This is a genomic window from Aliidiomarina soli (assembly GCF_003986975.1).
Taxonomy (GTDB): Bacteria; Pseudomonadota; Gammaproteobacteria; order Enterobacterales; family Alteromonadaceae; genus Aliidiomarina; species Aliidiomarina soli.
In genome coordinates this window covers 157,260-177,370 of the sequence record NZ_PIPO01000004.1, presented here as the reverse complement: position 1 = coordinate 177,370, position 20,111 = coordinate 157,260, and the positions used below count along the sequence as shown (strand labels likewise).

Here is a 20,111-nt window from a genome sequence, read left to right as displayed (position 1 = left end):
CAGAGCTGTTGATGCTGGCTACAATCAGGCAGTTTTATGGTTCAGTAATTAACGGGAATTTACAATGCAATTCAAAGGAATGCAGTTTAAAGGAATGCAGTTCACAGCCACCTTAAATGCGCTTTCAGACGAGGCCGAACAGACCATTGAGTTACCCCCAGGCTGGTCACAGGGCCGTGCCTTCTTCGGCGGGTTCGGTGCAGCCATTGCCTATCAACACGGATTCAATGGTGTCGAAACAGGGCAAGCTATCCGGGCGATGACAGTCTCGTTTGTCGGCCCGCTGGCGGTGGGTCCTGTGGTATTAAAGCGGCGGATTTTGCGGCAGGGTAAAAATGTAACCCAGGTCAGCGTCGACATTGAGCAGCAAGGTCAGGTCGGACTCAGCGCCCTGTTAACCTTTGGCCGTTCACGCGATTCAGTGGTACGGGTAACCGACACCCCGGCCTCTCCCGTTCCCTCGCGTGAACAGGGGGCGGATATGCCGCGTTCAGATTTGGTGCCTGAGTTCGCCCGGCATTATGAGTACCGTCTCAATGTTGGCGCGATGCCTTTTAGCAACCAGCCAGAGCGTGAATTCGGCGGCTGGATGCGCTATGCCGAAGAAGACCAGCCGATCGATATCGGTTTATTCCTCGGCCTGGTCGATGCCTGGCCACCGGCCGTTTTGCCTCATCTGAAGCATCCGGCGCCGGCCAGTTCTCTGACCTGGACGATTGAGTTCCCCGAGCCTTTGCCCAGCCACCGCACTACTCGCAGCTGGTGGCAGTATGTCGCCTATATCGACTATGCTGCCGACGGTTATGGCCATACCCATGCCAATATCTGGGACGAAGACGGTAATTTGGTGGCAATTAGCCGGCAGACCATTACTGTATTTGGCTAATGTTTTCGGCTAGAGCCTAATTAGTTCGGGTTTTTCATGTAAGCAATAAGCGCCGCCCGCGCCTGCTCACTGGAAAGCCCGGTAAATGGCAGACACATGGTATCCACCATGGCTTGCGGGTCCTGCAGCCAGTTATCCATGCGTGATTCTGTCCAGACAAAATCATGCTCGGAAAGATGCTGCGGAAACTGCCAGCCTTCGACATCACCAAACTGACGGCCGATAATCCCTTCCAGATGAGGCCCCGAAATCGCCCGGCCATTGGCGTTCATTGAATGGCAGGCTACGCAGCGAATAAATTCGCGCTTGCCTTGCGCCACCAGGGCTTGGTCGACAACGCGAGCCTCGCCAGCGTCATCCGTTACGGCGCTCGTCCCTGTGTCCTGGGCACAAGCCGTCACCAGCAGGCTCAAGGCGCCCGTTATCACTACTCGATTCATTGCTGACTTCCATTTAGCCGATGTTTGTACGTCCCGATAAGGTTATCACAGGCTTAGAGGGATCTGTTCGTTACCCGGCTGCGTAAGATACGTACCGAGATTAAATAGTTGCCAAGACTACCAAGAGGTTTGTATGTTTGGATGGTTTAAGAAAAACCCGACCAGTAAATTACGTAAAGAGCTGTCTGCATTGCAGGAAAAGTCCATGCAGGCACAACGCAATGGCGATATTCGCGCTCATTCACAGCTGTCTGCGCAGGCGGACCAACTGTGGCGCGAGATTCAGCGGCTGGAAGAAAGCTGACAGCGCTGGCCGTTTATAACCACAGGACAGGCTATGAAAACTAATAAAAAAGATCAGCGCGTCTACAAGCACGGCGTTTTAACGTTCCTCGCCATCGTTGTTGCTCTGCTGGTGATACTGATCATTAGCACCCTGTTTACCCCTGCCCAGGCTCAGCAAGAGCCCGCCACTCAGGGTAGGGTCATTGCATCCGCTGAGGAATTCGCAGTGCTCCCGTTCCGCGACCGCATTGAGCCGGAAAACACCATCCTGAACCAACGCCTGGAGCAATTGTTGCCACCGTTAATGGAGCAAGCCGGGCTTGATATGTGGCTGGTGATTAACCGCGAATACGCGGAAGATCCGGTCTACTTCAGCTTAGTGCCACAACCAACGTTCGCTGCCCGCCGCACCACCATGCTGGTATTTAACAGGACAGAAAACGGTACCATCGAACGCTTGTCGGTGAATACCTACCCGCTTGGCGGCCCTTATGAATCTGCCTGGTCGGGTGGCGATCTGGACGAGCAATGGGCGGCACTGGCAAGTCTGATTGAGCAGAAAGATCCCGCCCAGATTGGGATTAACGTATCGACCCACTGGCCGGAAGCTGATGGCCTGACCAAGGCCCTTCACCAGCGCTTACTGGATGCATTGCCTGAGTCTTACCATCCACGCCTGACCAGTGCTGAACAGCTTACGGTGCGCTGGCTGGAAACCCGTACTCAGGCAGAACTTGATGTCTATGCACAGGCGGTTGGCTTAGCACGGGGAGTTATCGCCGAAGCCTTTAGCAGCAGGGTCATAACGCCGGGGGCTACCACCACCGACGATGTTGCCTGGTATATCCGTCAGCGCTTTGCCGATCTGAACCTGCCCGCCTGGTTCATGCCTTATGTCACTTTTCAGCGCCAGCACAACCAATGCAGCGACGACATGCCTTTTTGCAGTAACGGTCGCGGTGTGATTCAGCGCGGTGATGTACTGCATACCGACGTTGGCATCTGTTACCTGAAGATGTGCACCGATACGCAGGAGATGGCGTATGTTTTACGTAACCACGAAAACGACGCACCAGCCGGATTAAAAACCGCATTGCGGACTGGTAATCAGTGGCAAGATATTCTGACCAGTGAATTTGTGAGCGGTCGCAGTGGCAACGACATCCTCGCCGCAACCCGCGCTGAAAGTGAACGTCAGGGCATTACCAGCAGCACCTATACCCACCCGATCGGCCTGTTTGGCCATGCACCGGGCCCCACCATTGAGATGTGGGATAATCAGGGCCCTACCGCCGTCAATGGTGACTGGCCGCTGCACCCCAACACCGCGTACGCCATTGAAGGCAATATTCGACAGCCATTACCAGAATGGGATAACCAGACTATTCAGATTATGCTCGAACAAACTGCCTACTTTGACGGCGAGCGGGTAGTCTACGCCGCTGGCCGCCAGACAGAATGGCATTTGGTTCGTTAGCCTTGGCTAAGGCCCGTCGCTGCCACGGCGGGCCAATAGAACATTCCCGCCTGCTTACCCAGTACGGTGGCTGACTGATAGTGCCCACACCGCCTCTGGGCAAGTCCGTAGCAGACATGCAACGGCAGCAAATGCTCTTCGCGCGGATGACAAAAACGGGCCTCCGGGGCGGACTCCCAGTTAATCAGTCGTTCAAGTCGCTGCACTTCACTCAGCTCAGGGCTGACACAGGTATACTTGAGCCAGTCCTCGAACGCCTGATTGCGCCGATTGCTATCATCCGACTGCGGAGCATTAAAAGCGCGCATATTATGGAACGAGAAACCTGAGCCCACCACTAGCACATTCTCCAGATCCAGCTGCTGCAGGGCCTGCCCCAGTTGAATATGGGTGCGCGCGTCGAGGCTGTTAAGCAGTGATAGTTGCACCACAGGAATGTCCGCTTGTGGATACATAATTTTCAGCGGCACAAAAACCCCGTGATCCAGCCCGCGTTGGGTATCCAGGTCGCACGCCATACCAGCTTGTTGTAATGCCGCCTGTAGCTGTTCTGCCAGCGCCGGGGAGCCGGGGGCAGGGTATTTGATCTGGTAGGACTGAGCAGGGAACCCGGAATAGTCATAGAGTAGCTCAGGCTGAGCACTGCCGGTAACCGTCGCCACGGTGGCTTCCCAGTGAGCGCTGATAACCAGAATCGCGGAGGGCTTCACCAGTTCGTTCGCTATGGCTTTAAGTTGCACTACCAATTCGCGATGAGCCGGGTCACCCAGTAACGGCAACGGGCCACCACCATGAGAAATATACAAAACACCGGGCGTCCCCTGGGTATGAGTACGGGTATGCGTTTGCATGTCATGCACCTTGGTTGAGAAAAGGAGCACGGCTACACGCCGTGCTGTATGAGCTTTACTGCAGCTTGCCTGCGATCACGTTATCCAGGGCAAAACGACCACCGCCCTGCAAGGTTAACGCCGCGGTTGCTGCCAGCAAGGTCAGCGCAAATTCATAGCCGCCATTTGCCATAAACAGACCATTGTCGATGTGGACACTGAAAATTGCCACCACCATAGTCACGGCAGATACCAATGCCGCAGGGCGAGTCAATAAGCCCAGAATCAAGGCCAGGCCGCCAAAGAATTCCGCGCCACCGGCAAGTAACGCCATCAGTAAGCCCGGTTGCAGACCAATGCTTGTCATCCATTCTGCGGTACCAGCTAACCCATGACCGCCAAACCAGCCAAACAGCTTCTGAGCGCCATGGGCAGCCAGAATTATTCCAACCGGAACCCGCAGCAATAAGGCAGCTGTTCCGGCGTGCGAGGCGAATAGTTTGTGTAAGCGTTGTGTGTTCATTGTTCTCTCCTAATCAATCGTTTTTAAAGTAAGTATGGGGTAAGTAATATGCCTGACTGGCGATAGTTATACTCTACTCCTGGTGATTAGGTAGATTAAGATGCTTTTTATTGTATTATTAACAACACTACATTGATAATTGAGGTTGATTTGTTTTATGAACCGACTCCAGGCCATGCAGACGTTCGCCAGCGTCGTCAGCGAAGGGTCCTTTACTCAGGCCGCCGATCGCCTCAACATCTCACCGCAGCTGGTAAGTAAATACGTTAGCCAACTGGAAACCCATCTGGGGGTGCGTTTGCTGAACCGCACCACGCGGCGCATCCACCTGACCGAAGCGGGTTTGCAGTATTACCAACGTGCCCAGCAGGTGCTCAACGATATTGAGGACATGGAATGTCAGCTCAGTGACTTGCAGAGCGAGGCTCGGGGCACCTTGCGTATCAGTGCGCCAGTCTCTTTTGCTATCCGCCATCTGGCCCCTGTGGTGGCCGATTTTCAGCAAGCCAACCCTGCGCTCAGCGTGGATTTACAGCTGAATGATCGGAAAGTCGATATTATTGAAGAGGGTTTTGATATTGCCTTGCGCATTGGCCGGCTAAAAAGCTCGTCACTGATTGCCAAACGCATTGCACCCATCCACCTTCTGTACTGCGCGTCGCCAGCGTATCTGGCTGAGCACGGAGAGCCGGATAGTATTGAATCGCTGAATGACCATCGATTCCTGCGTTACACCTACTCCGATGACAGCCAGATTCAGAATCCCGCGGGCAGCCCGGCTGAAGAGCATTATCCATTGGTAAGTAATAACGGGGACGTACTGACTGCCGCCGCCATCGCTGGGGCCGGGATTGTGTTACAACCCAGCTTTATCGCCAGCGAGGCGATAAAGCTGGGTCAGTTGAAGGTGATACTGACTGAGCAGGCGCCCAGCCCTATTGCTTTATACGCGGTCTATGCGCACCGCCAGTTGGTGGCCAGCAAAGTACGTCACTTTATCGACTTCATCGACGGTTACTTTGGTGACCCTCCCTACTGGGATGCGCTCGACGCTAACCCCGACAACGACTAAGCGACGTTCAGCTTAACCTCAATATTGCCGCGGGTGGCGTTTGAGTATGGGCATACCTGATGCGCGGTTTCGACCAGTTTTTCCGCATCGGCTTTATCCACGCCCGGCAATGAAATATTCATTTCAACAGCAATGCCAAAGCCTTGCTCGATAGGGCCAAATTTCACTTCAGCGTCAATTGAGGTGTCATCTGGTACTTTAACCCCAACCTTGCTCGAAACGGCCTTCATTGCGCCCATAAAGCAGGCCGAATAACCCGCCGCGAACAGCTGCTCAGGGTTGGTGCCCTGACCACCGTCACCGCCCATTTCTTTCGGCGTCGACAACGACACTTTTAAACGCCCGTCATCCGACGCTGATTCACCAGTGCGGCCACCTTTGCTGGTGACTTTCGCTGTATATACGGTTTCTTTTAACTTGTTCATAGAGTTCTCCTCGGTTGTTCACTTGAAGTAAGGCGCTAGAGTACGACGTTAAAGTAAGGCACTAACGTAAGGCACAAGCGCCAGTAAAATGCTTTGCATACAAAATATATAGCAGCTATCTTCCAATTTGCAAATACTTTTTATGCAAAGTATTCTCATTGGTATCGTTAAAAGGAGTTCATATGCGCCATCCCCAGTTGCTGCTCGACAACCAGCTTTGCCATCGTATTTACATGGCGAACCACAATCTCAACAAGGTGTATAGCACTCTGCTCGAGCCCTTGCAGCTGACATACCCGCAATATGTGGTGATGATGGCCTTGTGGCAACAGGATCAGATAACCCTCAGCCAATTAAGCGAGCGCACCCGTATTGATGCCGGCACTTTATCGCTGATGGTCAAAAAGCTGACCGATAAGAATCTGATTGACGTGCGCCCCGGCGAAGACGACAAACGCCAGCGTGTGGTGCACCTGACGGAACCAGGCGAAGCTCTGGCTGACCAAGCTAGCAACCTGCCCGAACAAGTACTGTGCGCCTTCCCGACACTGGACCAGGACGAACTTAAGACCCTCGCGCAGCTGCTCGATAAGCTCAACCAGGCATAGTGAATGAACTGGCCAGCAAATTGGTGTTTTCACCAATTGTTAGTACAATTTATTAACGCTGAGCTAGCTGCATGAGTTTAATTCCTTAATTATCAGATAGTTACATTGAGGCTCGATTCTTGCTTGCAGGTTATACTCAGGATAACCAACACGCATATGAGAGACCGAGATGCCAGTCAAACTAGAAGACAGACCGATCGAGCAGGTTCGCGAAGAAACCATCGACAAGCTCATTGTAAATTATAGCCACGGGATCATTTCTGCCGAGGCCTTTGAACGACGCCTGGATGACGCTAGCAACGCCGACGCTCACCAGCCACTGGTGGATTTGGTTACTGACCTGCCACTGGAAGCAGACAACGAATACGAGCGCTATAAAGACAGTCAGTTCACTCCGAACTACCGTGCTGCCGGCGAACGAACCGAAGAACGCATTGTGTCCATACTGAGCAGCAATGAACGCGACGGCCAGTGGACAGTGCCTAAAGAACTGCACTTAATCTGCGGCATAGGCTCACTAACGCTGGATCTCACCGATGCCGTGTTTGAACATCAGCATGTGGTTATTCAGGTATCGAACATTCTCAGCTCGGTGGAAATTTTTGTGCCGGAGCATGTCAATGTCTCAAGCCGGATCACCAGCATCATCAGCTCAAGCGAAAACAGTGCGCCCTCAATGGGTGGCCGTCAGGCACCGACCATCTCTATCGAAGGCTGGTCAGTGCTGGGCTCTATAGAAGTGAAAGTGAAGAAAACCATGAAAGAAAAACTGGTCGCCTTCGCCAACAGCATTAAGTCGGCACTGAACGGTAGCTAATAGGCTAGAGCGCCAGCTCCAGGTGCTCGCTGACACCTGCGTCCTCAACAAAATGGTCGTCGTGACTGACCACGAGCAACGCCCCGGGGTAGCCACGAATAGCCTGAGCCAGTTGCCGCCGCGCCTGAATGTCGAGGTGGTTATCCGGTTCATCGAAAAGCAATAACCCGGGCTCAGCCTGCAACGTCACCATCAGCATCGCCAGCTTCATCGTTTCGCCACCGCTTAGGTAACCCGCGGGTCGGTCAACCGCGTCCGCCATTAAGCCCGCCTGTGCTAAGGCTGTGCGGGCGGCCGTGGTAGTCAGGGTCGTAACCTTGCCCGGCTGCGGCGAGTAGTTCAATAGGTTATCCAGCACCGTCCGCGCAGGATCAACCAGCGAAAAATTCTGATCGAGCAAATGGACGCCGGTATTCAATGCCAGCGAACCAGACAAAGGGTTCAGCCGTTGCGTCAACACATTCAGTAAGGTCGACTTGCCACTGCCATTAAGCCCCAGCAGTCGAACTTTATCACCGGGCGCCAGCGTGAATGTAACTGGCCGCTGCGACCCATAGGGCAACACCAACTGCTCACAACTAAGGAGCCGCCTTTTACGCGGCTCATGTGCACCTGAACGCTCGCCTGGCAGCTGAAACTGAACATCCTGCATCAGCGCAAGACGTTGCCGGGCATCTGTTAAGCGCTCGGCCGCCTGGCTCTGTTGCCGCTCCATTTGCGTTGAGCGTGCCCGCGCGCTTTGTTGTGAATTCTCTTTCGCAAAATCCAGCATTATTTTGGCCTGGCCGCCTTTGCTGCGGTCCGCTTTGCCTTTGGCCTGGCGTTTCTCGGCTTTCTCGCGGGTCCGCTGCAGTTTTTGCTGCACCCGCTTCTTGTCTTTCACCGCATCCTGCAACTGACGCTCAACTGCTGCAGCCTGCAAACCAGCCAGCTCGCTATAGGCACTGTAGTTGCCTTCAAACCGCTGCAAGCCGAGGCTAGTCAGCTCGCTCACGCTTTCCACATGGTCCAGCAAACTACGGTCGTGACTCACCAGCAGTAAACAATGACCCGGCTGAGCCACAAATTTTTTGCATTGCTGCAGTAGCCAGGTACGCCCCTGCGTATCCAGGTGATTACCCGGCTCATCCAGAAGCAGATTAACTGGATTCCCATTCAATGCAGGATTAAAAGCCTGAAATAAGCGCAGCCGGGTACGCTCACCACCACTAAGCTGATTCACTTTTTTGTCAAAGCCACTGGCCGGGTCCCATAACTTGAGTGCCTCCAGCTGTTGCCGCAGATCATCGCTGTAGGTCCAGTGGTCGCCGACCAACTCAAAGTCAGCGTCGTTAACGCGACCCTGCGCAATACGCTGTAGCGCTGCTAACAACGGCGTCGCGTTCAGGTAGTCCGCAATACTCGCGTCTGTCGGCTGATCATTCTGACTGACAAAACCCACGCTGCCAGTACGGTGTACCGCGCCCGTCGTTGGCAACAAGGTTGGTGGTGCCGCATCGCCCGCCAGGACCCGCAACAAGCTTGATTTGCCACAGCCGTTGCGGCCAACCAGAGCATGAAAGCCCGGCGACAAGGTAAAATTGATATCGCTGAAAGCAACGCTGCCGTCGCTCCATTGCAAAGAAATTGATTGCGCACTGATTGTCATGACGCCTCCGGTTACCGTAAAGATGGTGAACGCGGGGCGGGGTAAAGCCTGAGTGAGGCTAACCCACTAACCCTGGTTACATAAAGCATGTGTACAGGCTTAGTTGTTCATGGCGGCAGGCTCCAGAATGAGGAAGAGGTAAAACTATAGTTGAATTCAGGGGGCAAAATAAAGTGACAGGCATAAAAAAACGCACCCGAAGGTGCGCTTTTAGCAACGTAATCTATTGAAGTAGTTTACCGCGAACGGCGACTACTTCGAATAATTACACAGCTACGATGTTTTCTGCCTGAGGACCCTTAGGACCCTGAGTAACAGTAAATTCAACCGCTTGACCTTCAGTCAAAGTTTTGAAGCCGCTGCTAGCGATTGCGCTGAAATGTGCAAACACATCTGCGCCGCCTTGCTGCTCTAGAAAACCAAAACCTTTAGCTTCGTTAAACCATTTAACAGTACCAGTTACAGTATTAGACATAATTAATATCCTGAAATTTATATAATAAGTGAGCTCACTGCGCTTTAAATTAAAATTTAATTTTATATTTAAACTAACGCCTGAGCGGAATTCGGAAAGGAAATAACAAAGATTAAAACAACAGGACGGAGATAATTACGAATAATTGTGCAACGAATTGAAGATCAAAATAATATTTACTTATCCAACGACGCCTAGACTACGCCCATCTGAAGTTAAGTCAACCATTCATTTCAACAGAACTCATGTTTCGCTCATGTTTCGTCACGACCGCGGCGTATACAGCCCTCCATTCGCCGATACAGTATCGTTATAACTAGTGGTAAAAACACGTAAGCACCTGCTAACTATGCGAATTTACTTAACTTAACTGTACTGATTTTATATAATCCAGCCACTCTCGGAGAAGAGTAAGTTTCAAGGACATACTTAATTATATAAAGGGACCACCATGAAAAAACTAGTTCAATTCACTTCGTTAGCCAGTATCTTAGCCGCCTCTGCATTCGCTACAGCCAGTGCCAATGAAAATTTAGAAGGCTTTTCAGTTCAGGCAGGCGTTGGTGTTTTCACTCAGGACTTATCAGCGCCAGGCTTCGCCAACGAGGAGTCCGGTACTGGAATTAACCTGCGCGCATCATATAACTTCACGCCACGCATTGCGGCTGACGTCAGCTACGCTGATTTCGGCGAGTACGAGCATTCTGAAGCCGGGCTCAATGAAACCTTTAACACCAGCGCTTTTAAAGTAGGGGCCACAGGTTTCTACCCTATCAGCGACTCAGTTCAGCTATTCGGTCGTGTAGGCGTTGCATTCTGGGATTCCGAATTTGCGATTACTGAAAGCAGTAGTGGCGAATCTTTGTCTTTCAGCGACACTGGAAACAGTATTTACTGGGGGCTGGGCGGTGAGTACGCGTTCAACGAAAATCTGACCATCGCTATTGAAGTGGTTTACTTAGATATCGAGCCAACGTTCCTTAACACTGAGTTCGAAAACTCCATTTCTGGCACCTTAGCGTCGATTAAATACTCGTTCTAAGCTCGCCACATTGACGTAGCGGGCAGCAGTCCGCTACTTTTCCATCTCCACCGACTCTTCACCCTACCTTCCTGCGTTCAACGCCGCATAATATACATATAGCCAGCCAGACCCAGCACGGGCCCTGGCACTAGTAACCAGACAGCATCAATACCCACGCGCTCAAACAGCGCCATCGCTGCCGCTATGGAGACCATGGTGATGGCAAAGCCGATCGAGTTCTGAATCGCCAGTGCCGTCCCAACCAGTTGCGGCGGGCAGGCTTGTGCCGACATGGACGAGAACTGAGGTGAATCCGCACTGACCGACGCCCCCCAGATCAGCAGCAAAATAGCCAGCACCAAGGTGGGCAAGTCTCGCCAGCCCAATGCAAAAATAAGCGCGCAAATGCCCGAACAGGCCAGCGCTGATAACGCCACCCGGGCGCTCCCAACACGTTTAGACAGCGACCCGCCAAGCAAACAACCAATCGCGCCCATGGCAATGATCGCAAACGACATCAGCGAGATACTCAGCATCGGGTAGCTGTCGACCAGTCGCGAGCGGGCCAGCAACAAAGGCACCAAGGTCCAGAATGCATAGAGTTCCCACATATGGCCAAAATAGCCCACCGCGGCGGCACGAAAGCCACGAATTCTGAACGCGTCCAACACCCCCAGCGGCTTTCCCTGAGTTTTGGTTGGCGCCGAAAATCGCCCATTCGCATAAGGCCCGTCACCCAACAGATGAATGAGCAACGCCGCAAACAATGCCAGCACAGAAGAAGCAGTAATAATCCATTGCCAGGGCAGGTCGGCACCGACTTCACGCAAACCATGGGGGAGCGCCGTACCCAGTACCAGCATCGCCAGCAACTGTGCCAGCGCAGCGCCGGTGCGCTCAGGCGCCCAACTCACCACCAGTTTCATGCCAATCGGATAAATACCCGCCAGCGACAAGCCAACCAGAAACCGCAAAATGAGCGCGCTGCTAAGGCCATCAGCAAACCAGGCAAACAGCACATTGAACAGAGCCCCAGCAATCGCGCTGGCAACAAATATCGTGCTCGCCCGCCATCGATCCGCAATGCCCGACAGCGCCACCACCAAAGTACCAAGCACAAAGCCCGCCTGCACCGCACTGGTCAGCCAACCAATCCCCGTCGGCGTAAGCTGCAGGCTCTGCATTAAATCATTACCCGCGCTGTTCGCGCTAAACCACAGCGAGGTACCAAATAGCTGCGCTAAGGCAATAATTAAAACGGGATCCAGTCGCTTCGACAAAAAGCTACTCGTCATCAGTGCGGGCAAGGACTTCAAACTCACCGTCCGCCGCTTCTACCACCATCAGCTCAATTGGCTGACAGCAGATTTGGCAGTCCACAATTTGCTGTTGCTGCACATCGTTGACCGGATCAATCTCAATTGAATTCGGCGCCATGCAATAAGGGCAACTGAACTCAGCTTCGTGGGTTAGCGACATAGACGACTCCGTGAGATGGGATGGTTAGTTACGATAGCAGTTGTTGCCTGCAACCAGGCACCAAGCATGATATAAAACCCATATACTTGCCAACCATTCCTGCTATTCAGAAACCCATGCAAAACGCGCAACGCTCTGCCCATCCACCTCAACGGTTTCCACGAACATATCGTACGGCCTTACCCATAGTTTGCGCTCACCATATTGTGGGCGATAGAGCACCAACCATTCGTTGGTTTCGGAATGGCGCACGGTGTCGATGACCTCATATAATGGGCCTTTGTAATGCCTGTAGGTGCCTGCTTTGATGGTTTTCATGGGGTTTCTTCGACCTGTTTCGTAACCGAACGAGGGGATTAGGTTAATGCAACAAGTGTTCGCGGCGAGCCTCAATCTGTGTAGCCGACAGTGCCTGACCAATCACCGGCTCAAGGGCCGCCTGCACCTTAGGAATTAAGTCGCGAAATTCGCTTAGTAAGACTGCTTCTGATACGTCGTCATTAAACACCAGCACCACCTGCAAACTTTGTGGAAAACGCTGGTAGTTTACCTCATGGGTGAGCCAGATAAACCCAGTGTGCGTGTCCTTGGCGGCTTCGCACACTTGGGTGAGTTGCTGGATGATCTCGCGATCAGTTTTTTTGTCAGTCTTTCGCATGGGTGTAGTCGCTGGCTGCAGGGCTCAGACTGCTAATGTAGCATATTGGGCAAGCACATTCCCCAGCCCATCAATCAACGACCCTAAACGTCGCCGCAGCTTTTTCTGCTGCAGAAATTGGGTGCCCAAGGACTAATTCCCCGTCCTTTAGCATCAGGTAACTGTCAGGATCACCCACCAAACGGTAAGAGTTCCACTGATTGTCCGCCAACCCATCAATGCGCTCAAATGTGGCATTTGCGGTGAACTCATCACTACCGTCGTGCTTATGTATGGTCAGTTCACCAGCCACCTTCGCAAGGTAGAACCCTGGCATGGTGTTCGGCTGAAACGACAGGGTATGCTCGCTGTCCTGCAGCGAATTAAGGTGCCATTGCTGGTAAGTATCGTCCGCTTCAGTTGCTATAAATGCAGCATCATCACTCTGATACGACATCATGCCGATCCCATTTTTCACTTCAATCTTTCGGGCTTCATAATGGATACCAACGGCGGTTGGGGTGATTTTCTGGATACTGCCGTCATCATTATAATGCAGGTGCTCAATGGACACTGACCGGCGGTAGTTACCACCGGTTGGTAACGCCGCAGTGTGGTAAACTAAGTAAGACTTGTCTTCATACTCCAGTACCGCCTGGTGACTGGTACCACTATCGTCCAGCACGTCCATAATAAGGCCCTGGTATTCCCAAGGCCCGGCTGGCGAGTCACTTACTGCGTAGGCAAGCTCTTCAGGATAATTCATCGCGAACGACAGGTAATACTGCCCCTGGTACTCATGCAGCCAAGGTGCCTCGGTAAAAGTACCCGGCATGTTTTGAATCTCGACCTGATGAATATCGCCATCAAGTTCAACCATGTTGTCTTTCAGGCGGGCGTAATAAAGGTGAGTGTTACCCCAGTACAAATATGCCTGGCCGTCGTTATCAATAAATACGGTCGGGTCGATATTATCCCACGGCTCGTCGCCCATAAATTCCGGCGACTGGGTCATGTCCGGTGAAACCAGTGGTTCGCCAATAGCGTCCTGCCAGCCGTCTACCGGGTTGTCGGCCTTCGCGACCCCTATGGCGAAGCCCTGTTTGGCTGGGTCAGGGTCGTCATTGAGCACGGTCACATACCAATAGAAATCACCGTCACGCTCAATCGCTTGCGCGGCCCAGGCTGTGTCATTCTTTCCCCAGTCGAATGTGGTACGCGGCACTGCCCCCTCTAACGTCCAATCCTTAAGGTTGTCAGACGAATAAATGGACCATTCACGTAGCACGAAGAAGTCGCCGTCTTCGGCGGCTTCGTCATGCCCAACATATAGGTACACCCGCCCGTCATGGACCAATGTGGCGGGGTCAGCAGTGAAACGGTCTTTAATCACAGGGTTGCCCGCGAGCACAACACCTGCCATTGAAAGACTCAGCAGCACACCACCGACCATCCCGCTCCATATATAACGCATAAAAACTCCCTATCCTGCTAAGCTAAGTGCTTAAAAACTGTAACGGAAACCCACTGAGTATGTTTTTGAATAACTGCGAGTGTCGCGGTTAAACAGGTTGGGGTCTTCGAAATAGTCCTGATACTTCTCGCCGAAGATATTGGTTGCATCAAAGGTCAGCGTAAAGGTGTCGCTTACTGCATAACTGGTTGAAAAATCAGTAAATTGCAGTGCTTGCGCCAGTACCCCTGCAGGCATGTTGCCAGTGTAGTTAAAGTCGACCAGGTGCGCGTCGCGGTAGATATGCGACAGGCGCGCTGAGAATGGCCCACGTTCGTACACCAGGACGGCGCTGATTGAGTTTTCTGAGACACCCAGCATAGGCTCTTCTTCACCGTCTTCGTTTTCGGTGTGAGAATCAATATAGGTGTAGCTTGCCTGCACACCGATACCTTGCAGCCAGTCTGGAACGGCGTCTGGGAAGTACTGCACACCCAGCTCGACACCGTTCATCTCTCCGCTACCAGCATTGGTTGGGCGGGTCACGTTATATACAACTTCGTCGAATGTTTCATTGATGGTTGTAGGCTGGATCCAGTTATCGATATCGCGATAGAACAAGGTAGCGTATATCGCTGAGCTTTCACCGAAGTAGTATTCTGCACCTAAATCAAAGTTGAGCGCTTCCACTGGTTTGAGGTCAGCATTCCCACCTTCCCCAGTACCGATCTGAACCTGACCAGCAATCGGTGGACGCAGGGTTAACGCCGGATTCATGTCACCAAAACCCGGGCGGGTGATGGTTTTACTGGCGTTAAAGCGCAGTTGAATATCGCTGTCGATGTTATAGCGCAGCGTCAGGTTCGGCAAGACCTCGGTCGAGTTGGTATCGTAATCGCGCAGCGTTGCCACAGAGCCTGCATCAGGGTCTTCAATCAGTTCATAGCCCTTTAGCGATGACTCTGTACGCACCACGCGAAGACCGACGACACCGTCCAGAACGTTGTAGCCGATGTCTGCCCGGAACTGAGCTTGCCCATATAACGCTAAAGACTCTTCTTCAATATCAAAGAACTCAGTCGGCTCGTAAGCCGGTGCTCCTGAATAATCGGTAAAATACTCACGCATCAGTTCCTGATTATTCAACATGAAATCACTGGACGGTGTTGACCACCGACGAGGGTAGGTCGCCGAACCACTGAAAAAGTCACCTGGGGTTAAACCGACCAGACCGTCCAGTTCACCCGGTATCGGCTGCCCCATAACGTCCGGCAATGCGTTATATATCTGCACATTGTTAGATGTTGCGTTACGTAAATCGTAACGGCTACCAAAGTGCCAGCTTGTTATGAACCCGACCGGCTGGTGGAAATCGAAATCTGCACGCAGGGTCGTGGAGTCACCCTCAGACTCTTCGCGGCCGTCAAAGAAAGGACCAGCGACGACATTGTCTGTCGCCGTCATATCCGCACCCACTAATTCGACGCTCGGCGTCCCCGAGCCATTATTAAATGTGGCAATCAGCTCATCCGCCGGACGCACGATATCTAGTATTAGTAGATCTGATTTGTACTTCGACTGCTGATACGCAGCTTCTGCGCGCATGTCCAGTCGGTCGGTTAGGTTCCATTCCCCGCCCAGCGCGTACTGGTAACTGTCGGTGCTGTTATCAAAGCCCTGCGAGCTGGTCATCACATACGGGTTCGCATTGCGCACCCGAGAAACCACATTGGTGTCGCCGACGTATTCATAGTCATCAAGTTGCGGAGAGTCCGCACCGATGAATAAAAATGATGAGGTGCTTTCCTGGCGATAGCCGGTGTAGAAGACGTCCAAGTAGTAAGACGATGTGTTATTCGGTGCCCATTCGAAAGAGAAGCTCGCCGCAGGACGTTGCCGTTGACCCCAGTCGTCTACCGCACCCAAAGCATCACGGGACAGGCTATAGCTTGGATCGTCTGTCGCCAATACCTCACCCGGCGTGCTTGGTAAACGAACGCCGTTGTCGTCGTAAGGAAATACTGCACCTGTCCAGATTGTCTCGTCCCGGTAGTTGGTTTCAACGTAAGACAAGTTGGCTAGCGCACCGAATTCACCAATTGAGGTGTTCCAGCGGTTACTTACCAGCAGGCTCAAATTGGGGTCGGTTTGGTCTGCCTGATCACTGTACGTTGCCTTACCTGTCAGCGTTACGTGACTGCCTTCAAAGTCGAAAGGCCGACGGGTGCGGACGTCAATTACCCCGCCAATGCCCCCTTCAGCCATCTCTGCAGACACGGTTTTATACACATCCAGACCCGCTACCATGGTGGCAGGGATATCTGCAAGAGCAAAGCTGCGCCCAGCGGCGGTAAACGCGTTGCGCCCGTTGATAGTGGTTACCACCTGACCTAAACCACGAATTAGAATATCGGCTGACTCACCCGCGGTACGGGTCCCAACCTGGACCCCGGCCACATGTTGCAGAGCCTCAACCACGTTGTTATTTGGCAGCTTACCGATGTCTTCAGCAACAATTGAGTCGACTAACTGAATACTTTCGCGCTTGCGCGACAACGCTTCGGACATACTGCTGCGCGTACCACGAACAACAATAACTTCGTCCATTTCTGCCTGGGTCTGCGCTTGTTCTTCTTCCTCAACCTGCTCCTGAGCCAGGACCAAACCGGGTGCTAGGGCCAGCATAATCGACGTCGCTAATAGATTCTTCTTAAACATGAGATTTTCCCTTTTTAACTTGCCACTAATTTTTTGTGTTGTTGATTAGTGGTACCCGTTATCGAAATAAAGCCCGAAGGCAACCTGCTGCTTTAAGTCAGTACTTTATTGCACTTGCCTGAGGTAGAAATGCTGGCACAAGGTGCCGTTAGCAGGGGCCTGATTAATTGGCGTCCCCTCTGCTAAGCCACAGCTCGCTACATCCAGAGTGAGACCTGAGTGACGAGAAATAACCTCCACTGCGCCACTGGTATGAAACTGGATGCGCCATTGGCCAGCGTCACTTGCACAATCACCGGTGGTAACCGCCGCGCCGGCAGCCAGTGAATTGTCTGCAATTGCTAAACATTGTTCGCTGTCCTGATTGACCAGATTGACGAACCCCTGGTCGGCGTTCTGAATATGCCAGTGCTGCTGGCCTTGATTGACCCAGTTGTGCTGGACTAATGCGTCGTCAACTAAGTTCGCAACCTTGCCGCTTTGCCGGCTCAGCATGACCACTGGTTCACTGGTGCTGATTTGCCAGTCGCCCTGCAGTTCAGTGTCAGACTGTTGGTTTTTAAATGTCAGGTAACCATTGTCGTCAGTGCTGATTTGCCACATCTGACAATTCTGATTGACCCATGGTTGATTGCTGTCACCGCATTCACCACTGGTTAGGAACTCTCCGTCAGCATTGGCCAGACGAAATAACCCCTGGCCAACCGGATCGACCACCCATGCATGCTGTCCACTGCACTCGCTGGTTGAGTTCGCCGACGCTAAGCACTGCTCTGTTTCAGCGTCGCGAATCACCAACGACGCACCCTGCGGCGTTACCGTGAACGGCCCGTCTTCACCTGAAGGCGCATCCATTTCGACCCCGTCAGCAATAGGCTCGCCGAAGTTCGGTGTGCCGTCATCGTTCCAGGTGTGAGGCTGTGCGCGAAGTGCGCGGCTTGGTCCGCAACCGTCGCTTTCACTGTTATTACCGTGGTAGATAAGCCAGTCTTCAGTACCGTCCGGTGAGGAGAAAAAGCCGTTATGGCCCGGGCCGTAGACCCCATTGCCACGTTCAAAAACCGGCTCTGGATTCTTCTCCCAATGGTCAGGGTTGAGTGGGTCGTCGCCAACTAACTCAAGCAGGCCGAGTTTATAGTCAGGGGTGTCGCAGTAGCTGGCAGAGTAAACGACAAAGGTTCTACCGTCTTTTTGTAATGTCTGTGCTGCCTCAGTGACTGCCCGGCCTGAACGTTCCCAGTCGTATTCTGGACGAGTCAGAACTTTGGCTTCGCCAACCACGGTCCAGGGGTTCTCCATCTCGGCAATCCAGTTCAATTGCGCTTCGTCGTCGGAATTGGGATTGATCCACTCAGACCACAATAAGTAAAGGGTGCCATTGTGTTCGAGGTAATTGCCATCAATGTTCCAGCTGTCTGGCATTGGCGAGCCTTTCATTGTGTACGGACCCATTGGATCGTCACCGGCGCTTTCCAATACGGTTAAATGCTGGCCACCCAGATCCTCCTGCCTACCTGACGTGAACATCATGTACCAGCGATATCCTTCAGGTCCTTGCAGACGGTGGAATTCATAGGCCCAGAAGTTACAGCAGCGGGCCGGATCGGTTTCAGACCATAAGTAAACGGGTTCGGCATCAGCCAGCCCAGCAAGCGTGGGCGACTTACGCATCACCAACTGTGAGGTCCAGGTGGTGGTGGTCAGGTAATAATTACCATCAAAGTATTCCAACCAGGGATCAGCGCCATTCTCATAAATGGGGTTGGCGAACGTGCTCTGCGTATCGCTTGCAGCATAAACACTGAACATTGGTATCAGACAACCAGCGATTATCAATGTGTTTAACGTCGAAAGTGCGAACCTACCCAAAGCCATACTATCCCCTGCCTCGTTATTATTGTCCTGGTAATTGCTTATTTAGCGGAGTTGACGTGAACGTCAACGTAACTTATTTGTATTACTATAATACGGTTGAGTGTATGGCTAGGTTTTGAGCTATGCAACCATAGTTTAAAAAAAATACGTGTTTACGTTAACGTTAACTGCGCAATGCAAACGAAAATAAAGGGAGTGCTTCGAAGGTCTGGAATTCCTCGCAAAGCACTCCCTTATATGGGATGTAGAGCAGTTCTAGTCGTTGCTGATAAGTCGGCTTTGGTACTCTTCAAGCACCGATTGGTCGATTTCAGGCCACCCATCCGACCAGTTAATTTGGGCTATTTTCAGCTTTTGTAAGCCATCATCCGCGGCCTCATAAGCATGAAAAACGAGATAATCGACACCGTTGAAATTATAAACACTGTTGTGCCCAGCTCCGTACCAGTCCTCATTGCCCTCGAGTATGACTGAACCGCCACCCTCGTTCATGTCGACACCATCTTTATCAAGATAGGGTCCACGCACGTCTTGTGAGCGCCCTACCGCAACATGGTAGGTACTGTCTGCGCCACGGCAGCACTTGCCGTAAGAGACAAATAAGTAATAGTAATCGTCATGGCGGAAAATGAAGGGCGCCTCAATTTCGCCTGGCCCTGCTTCGGTATCGGGAGTAAACGCCGGTCTGTCGACCTTGGCGATGGTGTACCACTCTTCAGGCTGCGCCAGTTCAGTTAAACTGTCGTTAAGCTTAACCAGCTTCATACCACCCCAAAACGAGCCGAAATTCATCCAAGGCACACCGTCTTCATCAATAATGATATTCGGGTCAATCGCGTTCCACATGTCGCGGTTTGGTACTGACTCGATGACGATGCCCTGATCAACCCAATTGTAGTCAGGTGAGCTTTGGTCGAGTGTGGGAGTGACCGTCACGCCAATACCAGATGTATTGCGGCCAAATTCAGACACTGAGTAGTATAAATAGTACTGATCGTTGTGATGGATGACATCCGGTGCCCAAAGGTGCCCGTCAAAACTGGGGGCGACGCTCTTTGCCCAGTCAGGCTGAGTTGCAAACACCCGACCTTCATGCTGCCAATTCTGTAAATCTTCAGAACTATAAAAGGTAATACCAGGGCCCGTGGAGAACAGATAATAGGTGTCTCCCTCTTTTGCCATGACCGGATCGTGAATGCTCACTTGTTGTTGTGCACAAGCCGCAGAACTCAGCGTCACGGCTGCTGATACGACTAATGCAGGGAGCCATTTAGGCGTGTAATTATTGGACATAGATTGAACCCCTTGTATGTATAAACCCCTTGGTTAAAAGGATATCTTTACGTTAACGTAAACTGAATTTTCTGCTGTGAGTCATCTTGACACCCCACTATAAGTAATACAATATGACCTTTCAAAAAATAAATAGCACAGTTTTT

Annotated in this window: 21 protein-coding genes; 7 read left to right on the top strand and 14 right to left on the bottom strand. The window is 52.2% G+C overall.

Annotated elements, in window-relative coordinates; all coding sequences use genetic code 11:
* Positions 1 to 64 precede the first annotated feature (64 nt).
* Entirely contained in the window at positions 65 to 886 is an 822-nt protein-coding gene (locus CWE14_RS09940; protein ID WP_241972375.1) for a thioesterase family protein, read from the top strand.
* Positions 887 to 906: 20 nt separating this feature from the next.
* Here the strand turns inward: CWE14_RS09940 and CWE14_RS09935 are convergent, their stop codons facing one another.
* A complete protein-coding gene (locus CWE14_RS09935) occupies positions 907 to 1,326 on the bottom strand; it encodes a c-type cytochrome (protein WP_126799240.1) in 420 nt (139 codons plus the stop codon).
* Between the two features lie 133 nt (positions 1,327 to 1,459).
* On the opposite strand from CWE14_RS09935, the gene CWE14_RS09930 reads away from it, so the two are divergent.
* Complete coding sequence (locus CWE14_RS09930; RefSeq protein WP_126789518.1) at positions 1,460 to 1,630, top strand: DUF6435 family protein; 171 nt, start codon at positions 1,460 to 1,462, stop codon at positions 1,628 to 1,630.
* A 33-nt stretch (positions 1,631 to 1,663) separates the two neighbouring features.
* Positions 1,664 to 3,088, top strand: a complete 1,425-nt coding sequence (locus CWE14_RS09925; RefSeq protein ID WP_126799239.1) for a M24 family metallopeptidase — start codon at positions 1,664 to 1,666, stop codon at positions 3,086 to 3,088.
* Here CWE14_RS09925 and CWE14_RS09920 read toward each other — a convergent pair.
* Complete coding sequence (locus CWE14_RS09920) at positions 3,085 to 3,939, bottom strand: DODA-type extradiol aromatic ring-opening family dioxygenase (RefSeq protein ID WP_126799238.1); 855 nt, start codon at positions 3,937 to 3,939, stop codon at positions 3,085 to 3,087. The two genes, CWE14_RS09925 and CWE14_RS09920, sit on opposite strands and share 4 nt — an antisense overlap.
* Positions 3,940 to 3,994: 55 nt before the next feature.
* Positions 3,995 to 4,441 carry a DoxX family protein gene (locus tag CWE14_RS09915; protein WP_126799237.1) on the bottom strand — a complete coding sequence of 149 codons (447 nt, stop codon included), beginning with the start codon at positions 4,439 to 4,441 and terminating at the stop codon, positions 3,995 to 3,997.
* 157 nt (positions 4,442 to 4,598) lie between these two features.
* On the opposite strand from CWE14_RS09915, the gene CWE14_RS09910 reads away from it, so the two are divergent.
* Positions 4,599 to 5,513 carry a LysR family transcriptional regulator gene (locus CWE14_RS09910; protein ID WP_126799236.1) on the top strand — a complete coding sequence of 305 codons (915 nt, stop codon included), beginning with the start codon at positions 4,599 to 4,601 and terminating at the stop codon, positions 5,511 to 5,513.
* On the opposite strand, the gene CWE14_RS09905 is transcribed toward CWE14_RS09910, so the two are convergent.
* On the bottom strand, positions 5,510 to 5,938 hold the full coding sequence (locus tag CWE14_RS09905; RefSeq protein WP_126789513.1) for an organic hydroperoxide resistance protein: 429 nt from the start codon (positions 5,936 to 5,938) through the stop codon (positions 5,510 to 5,512). The two genes, CWE14_RS09910 and CWE14_RS09905, sit on opposite strands and share 4 nt — an antisense overlap.
* Positions 5,939 to 6,120: 182 nt before the next feature.
* Here CWE14_RS09905 and CWE14_RS09900 point away from each other — a divergent pair, with 182 nt between their 5' ends.
* Both CWE14_RS09900 and CWE14_RS09895 read left to right on the top strand, forming a co-directional pair.
* On the top strand, positions 6,121 to 6,546 hold the full coding sequence (locus tag CWE14_RS09900; RefSeq protein WP_126799235.1) for a MarR family winged helix-turn-helix transcriptional regulator: 426 nt from the start codon (positions 6,121 to 6,123) through the stop codon (positions 6,544 to 6,546).
* A gap of 169 nt (positions 6,547 to 6,715) precedes the next feature.
* Entirely contained in the window at positions 6,716 to 7,363 is a 648-nt protein-coding gene (locus tag CWE14_RS09895; RefSeq protein WP_126799234.1) for a LiaF domain-containing protein, read from the top strand.
* A gap of 4 nt (positions 7,364 to 7,367) precedes the next feature.
* Here the strand turns inward: CWE14_RS09895 and CWE14_RS09890 are convergent, their stop codons facing one another.
* Positions 7,368 to 9,011, bottom strand: coding sequence for an ATP-binding cassette domain-containing protein (locus CWE14_RS09890; RefSeq protein WP_126799233.1), 1,644 nt, complete (start codon positions 9,009 to 9,011; stop codon positions 7,368 to 7,370).
* A 265-nt stretch (positions 9,012 to 9,276) separates the two neighbouring features.
* Positions 9,277 to 9,486 carry a cold-shock protein gene (locus CWE14_RS09885; protein ID WP_126789509.1) on the bottom strand — a complete coding sequence of 70 codons (210 nt, stop codon included), beginning with the start codon at positions 9,484 to 9,486 and terminating at the stop codon, positions 9,277 to 9,279.
* 451 nt (positions 9,487 to 9,937) lie between these two features.
* Here CWE14_RS09885 and CWE14_RS09880 point away from each other — a divergent pair, with 451 nt between their 5' ends.
* The gene (locus CWE14_RS09880; protein ID WP_126799232.1) at positions 9,938 to 10,528 is read left to right on the top strand and encodes an outer membrane beta-barrel protein; all 591 of its coding nucleotides are present in this window, start codon (positions 9,938 to 9,940) and stop codon (positions 10,526 to 10,528) included.
* Between the two features lie 77 nt (positions 10,529 to 10,605).
* Here the strand turns inward: CWE14_RS09880 and CWE14_RS09875 are convergent, their stop codons facing one another.
* The 8 genes from CWE14_RS09875 to CWE14_RS09840 all read right to left on the bottom strand — a co-directional run bounded on the left by CWE14_RS09875 (position 10,606) and on the right by CWE14_RS09840 (position 19,965).
* Entirely contained in the window at positions 10,606 to 11,790 is a 1,185-nt protein-coding gene (locus CWE14_RS09875) for an MFS transporter (protein WP_241972374.1), read from the bottom strand.
* 4 nt (positions 11,791 to 11,794) lie between these two features.
* Positions 11,795 to 11,989, bottom strand: a complete 195-nt coding sequence (locus tag CWE14_RS09870; protein ID WP_126799231.1) for a zinc ribbon domain-containing protein — start codon at positions 11,987 to 11,989, stop codon at positions 11,795 to 11,797.
* 102 nt (positions 11,990 to 12,091) lie between these two features.
* Positions 12,092 to 12,307, bottom strand: a complete 216-nt coding sequence (locus CWE14_RS09865; RefSeq protein WP_126799230.1) for a DUF1653 domain-containing protein — start codon at positions 12,305 to 12,307, stop codon at positions 12,092 to 12,094.
* Positions 12,308 to 12,350: 43 nt separating this feature from the next.
* On the bottom strand, positions 12,351 to 12,647 hold the full coding sequence (locus tag CWE14_RS09860; RefSeq protein ID WP_126799229.1) for a hypothetical protein: 297 nt from the start codon (positions 12,645 to 12,647) through the stop codon (positions 12,351 to 12,353).
* A 70-nt stretch (positions 12,648 to 12,717) separates the two neighbouring features.
* A complete protein-coding gene (locus CWE14_RS09855; RefSeq protein WP_126799228.1) occupies positions 12,718 to 14,100 on the bottom strand; it encodes a family 43 glycosylhydrolase in 1,383 nt (460 codons plus the stop codon).
* 30 nt (positions 14,101 to 14,130) lie between these two features.
* The gene (locus tag CWE14_RS09850; RefSeq protein WP_126799227.1) at positions 14,131 to 16,797 is read right to left on the bottom strand and encodes a TonB-dependent receptor; all 2,667 of its coding nucleotides are present in this window, start codon (positions 16,795 to 16,797) and stop codon (positions 14,131 to 14,133) included.
* A 105-nt stretch (positions 16,798 to 16,902) separates the two neighbouring features.
* Positions 16,903 to 18,606, bottom strand: a complete 1,704-nt coding sequence (locus CWE14_RS09845) for a family 43 glycosylhydrolase (protein ID WP_241972373.1) — start codon at positions 18,604 to 18,606, stop codon at positions 16,903 to 16,905.
* A gap of 321 nt (positions 18,607 to 18,927) precedes the next feature.
* Positions 18,928 to 19,965: an arabinan endo-1,5-alpha-L-arabinosidase gene (locus CWE14_RS09840; RefSeq protein ID WP_126799225.1), complete on the bottom strand. Its 1,038-nt coding sequence runs from the start codon at positions 19,963 to 19,965 to the stop codon at positions 18,928 to 18,930.
* Between the last annotated feature and the right edge of the window lie 146 nt (positions 19,966 to 20,111).

Excerpts from the sequence above, each read along its gene's own strand:
- CWE14_RS09940 (WP_241972375.1), top strand. The coding sequence starts at position 65 with ATGCAATTCAAAGGAATGCAGTTTAAAGGAATGCAGTTCACAGCCACC.
- CWE14_RS09935 (WP_126799240.1), bottom strand. The coding sequence starts at position 1,326 with ATGAATCGAGTAGTGATAACGGGCGCCTTGAGCCTGCTGGTGACGGCT.
- CWE14_RS09930 (WP_126789518.1), top strand. The coding sequence starts at position 1,460 with ATGTTTGGATGGTTTAAGAAAAACCCGACCAGTAAATTACGTAAAGAG.
- CWE14_RS09925 (WP_126799239.1), top strand. The coding sequence starts at position 1,664 with ATGAAAACTAATAAAAAAGATCAGCGCGTCTACAAGCACGGCGTTTTA.
- CWE14_RS09920 (WP_126799238.1), bottom strand. The coding sequence starts at position 3,939 with ATGCAAACGCATACCCGTACTCATACCCAGGGGACGCCCGGTGTTTTG.
- CWE14_RS09915 (WP_126799237.1), bottom strand. The coding sequence starts at position 4,441 with ATGAACACACAACGCTTACACAAACTATTCGCCTCGCACGCCGGAACA.
- CWE14_RS09910 (WP_126799236.1), top strand. The coding sequence starts at position 4,599 with ATGAACCGACTCCAGGCCATGCAGACGTTCGCCAGCGTCGTCAGCGAA.
- CWE14_RS09905 (WP_126789513.1), bottom strand. The coding sequence starts at position 5,938 with ATGAACAAGTTAAAAGAAACCGTATATACAGCGAAAGTCACCAGCAAA.
- CWE14_RS09900 (WP_126799235.1), top strand. The coding sequence starts at position 6,121 with ATGCGCCATCCCCAGTTGCTGCTCGACAACCAGCTTTGCCATCGTATT.
- CWE14_RS09895 (WP_126799234.1), top strand. The coding sequence starts at position 6,716 with ATGCCAGTCAAACTAGAAGACAGACCGATCGAGCAGGTTCGCGAAGAA.
- CWE14_RS09890 (WP_126799233.1), bottom strand. The coding sequence starts at position 9,011 with ATGACAATCAGTGCGCAATCAATTTCTTTGCAATGGAGCGACGGCAGC.
- CWE14_RS09885 (WP_126789509.1), bottom strand. The coding sequence starts at position 9,486 with ATGTCTAATACTGTAACTGGTACTGTTAAATGGTTTAACGAAGCTAAA.
- CWE14_RS09880 (WP_126799232.1), top strand. The coding sequence starts at position 9,938 with ATGAAAAAACTAGTTCAATTCACTTCGTTAGCCAGTATCTTAGCCGCC.
- CWE14_RS09870 (WP_126799231.1), bottom strand. The coding sequence starts at position 11,989 with ATGTCGCTAACCCACGAAGCTGAGTTCAGTTGCCCTTATTGCATGGCG.
- CWE14_RS09865 (WP_126799230.1), bottom strand. The coding sequence starts at position 12,307 with ATGAAAACCATCAAAGCAGGCACCTACAGGCATTACAAAGGCCCATTA.
- CWE14_RS09860 (WP_126799229.1), bottom strand. The coding sequence starts at position 12,647 with ATGCGAAAGACTGACAAAAAAACTGATCGCGAGATCATCCAGCAACTC.
- CWE14_RS09855 (WP_126799228.1), bottom strand. The coding sequence starts at position 14,100 with ATGCGTTATATATGGAGCGGGATGGTCGGTGGTGTGCTGCTGAGTCTT.
- CWE14_RS09850 (WP_126799227.1), bottom strand. The coding sequence starts at position 16,797 with ATGTTTAAGAAGAATCTATTAGCGACGTCGATTATGCTGGCCCTAGCA.
- CWE14_RS09845 (WP_241972373.1), bottom strand. The coding sequence starts at position 18,606 with ATGTTCAGTGTTTATGCTGCAAGCGATACGCAGAGCACGTTCGCCAAC.
- CWE14_RS09840 (WP_126799225.1), bottom strand. The coding sequence starts at position 19,965 with ATGTCCAATAATTACACGCCTAAATGGCTCCCTGCATTAGTCGTATCA.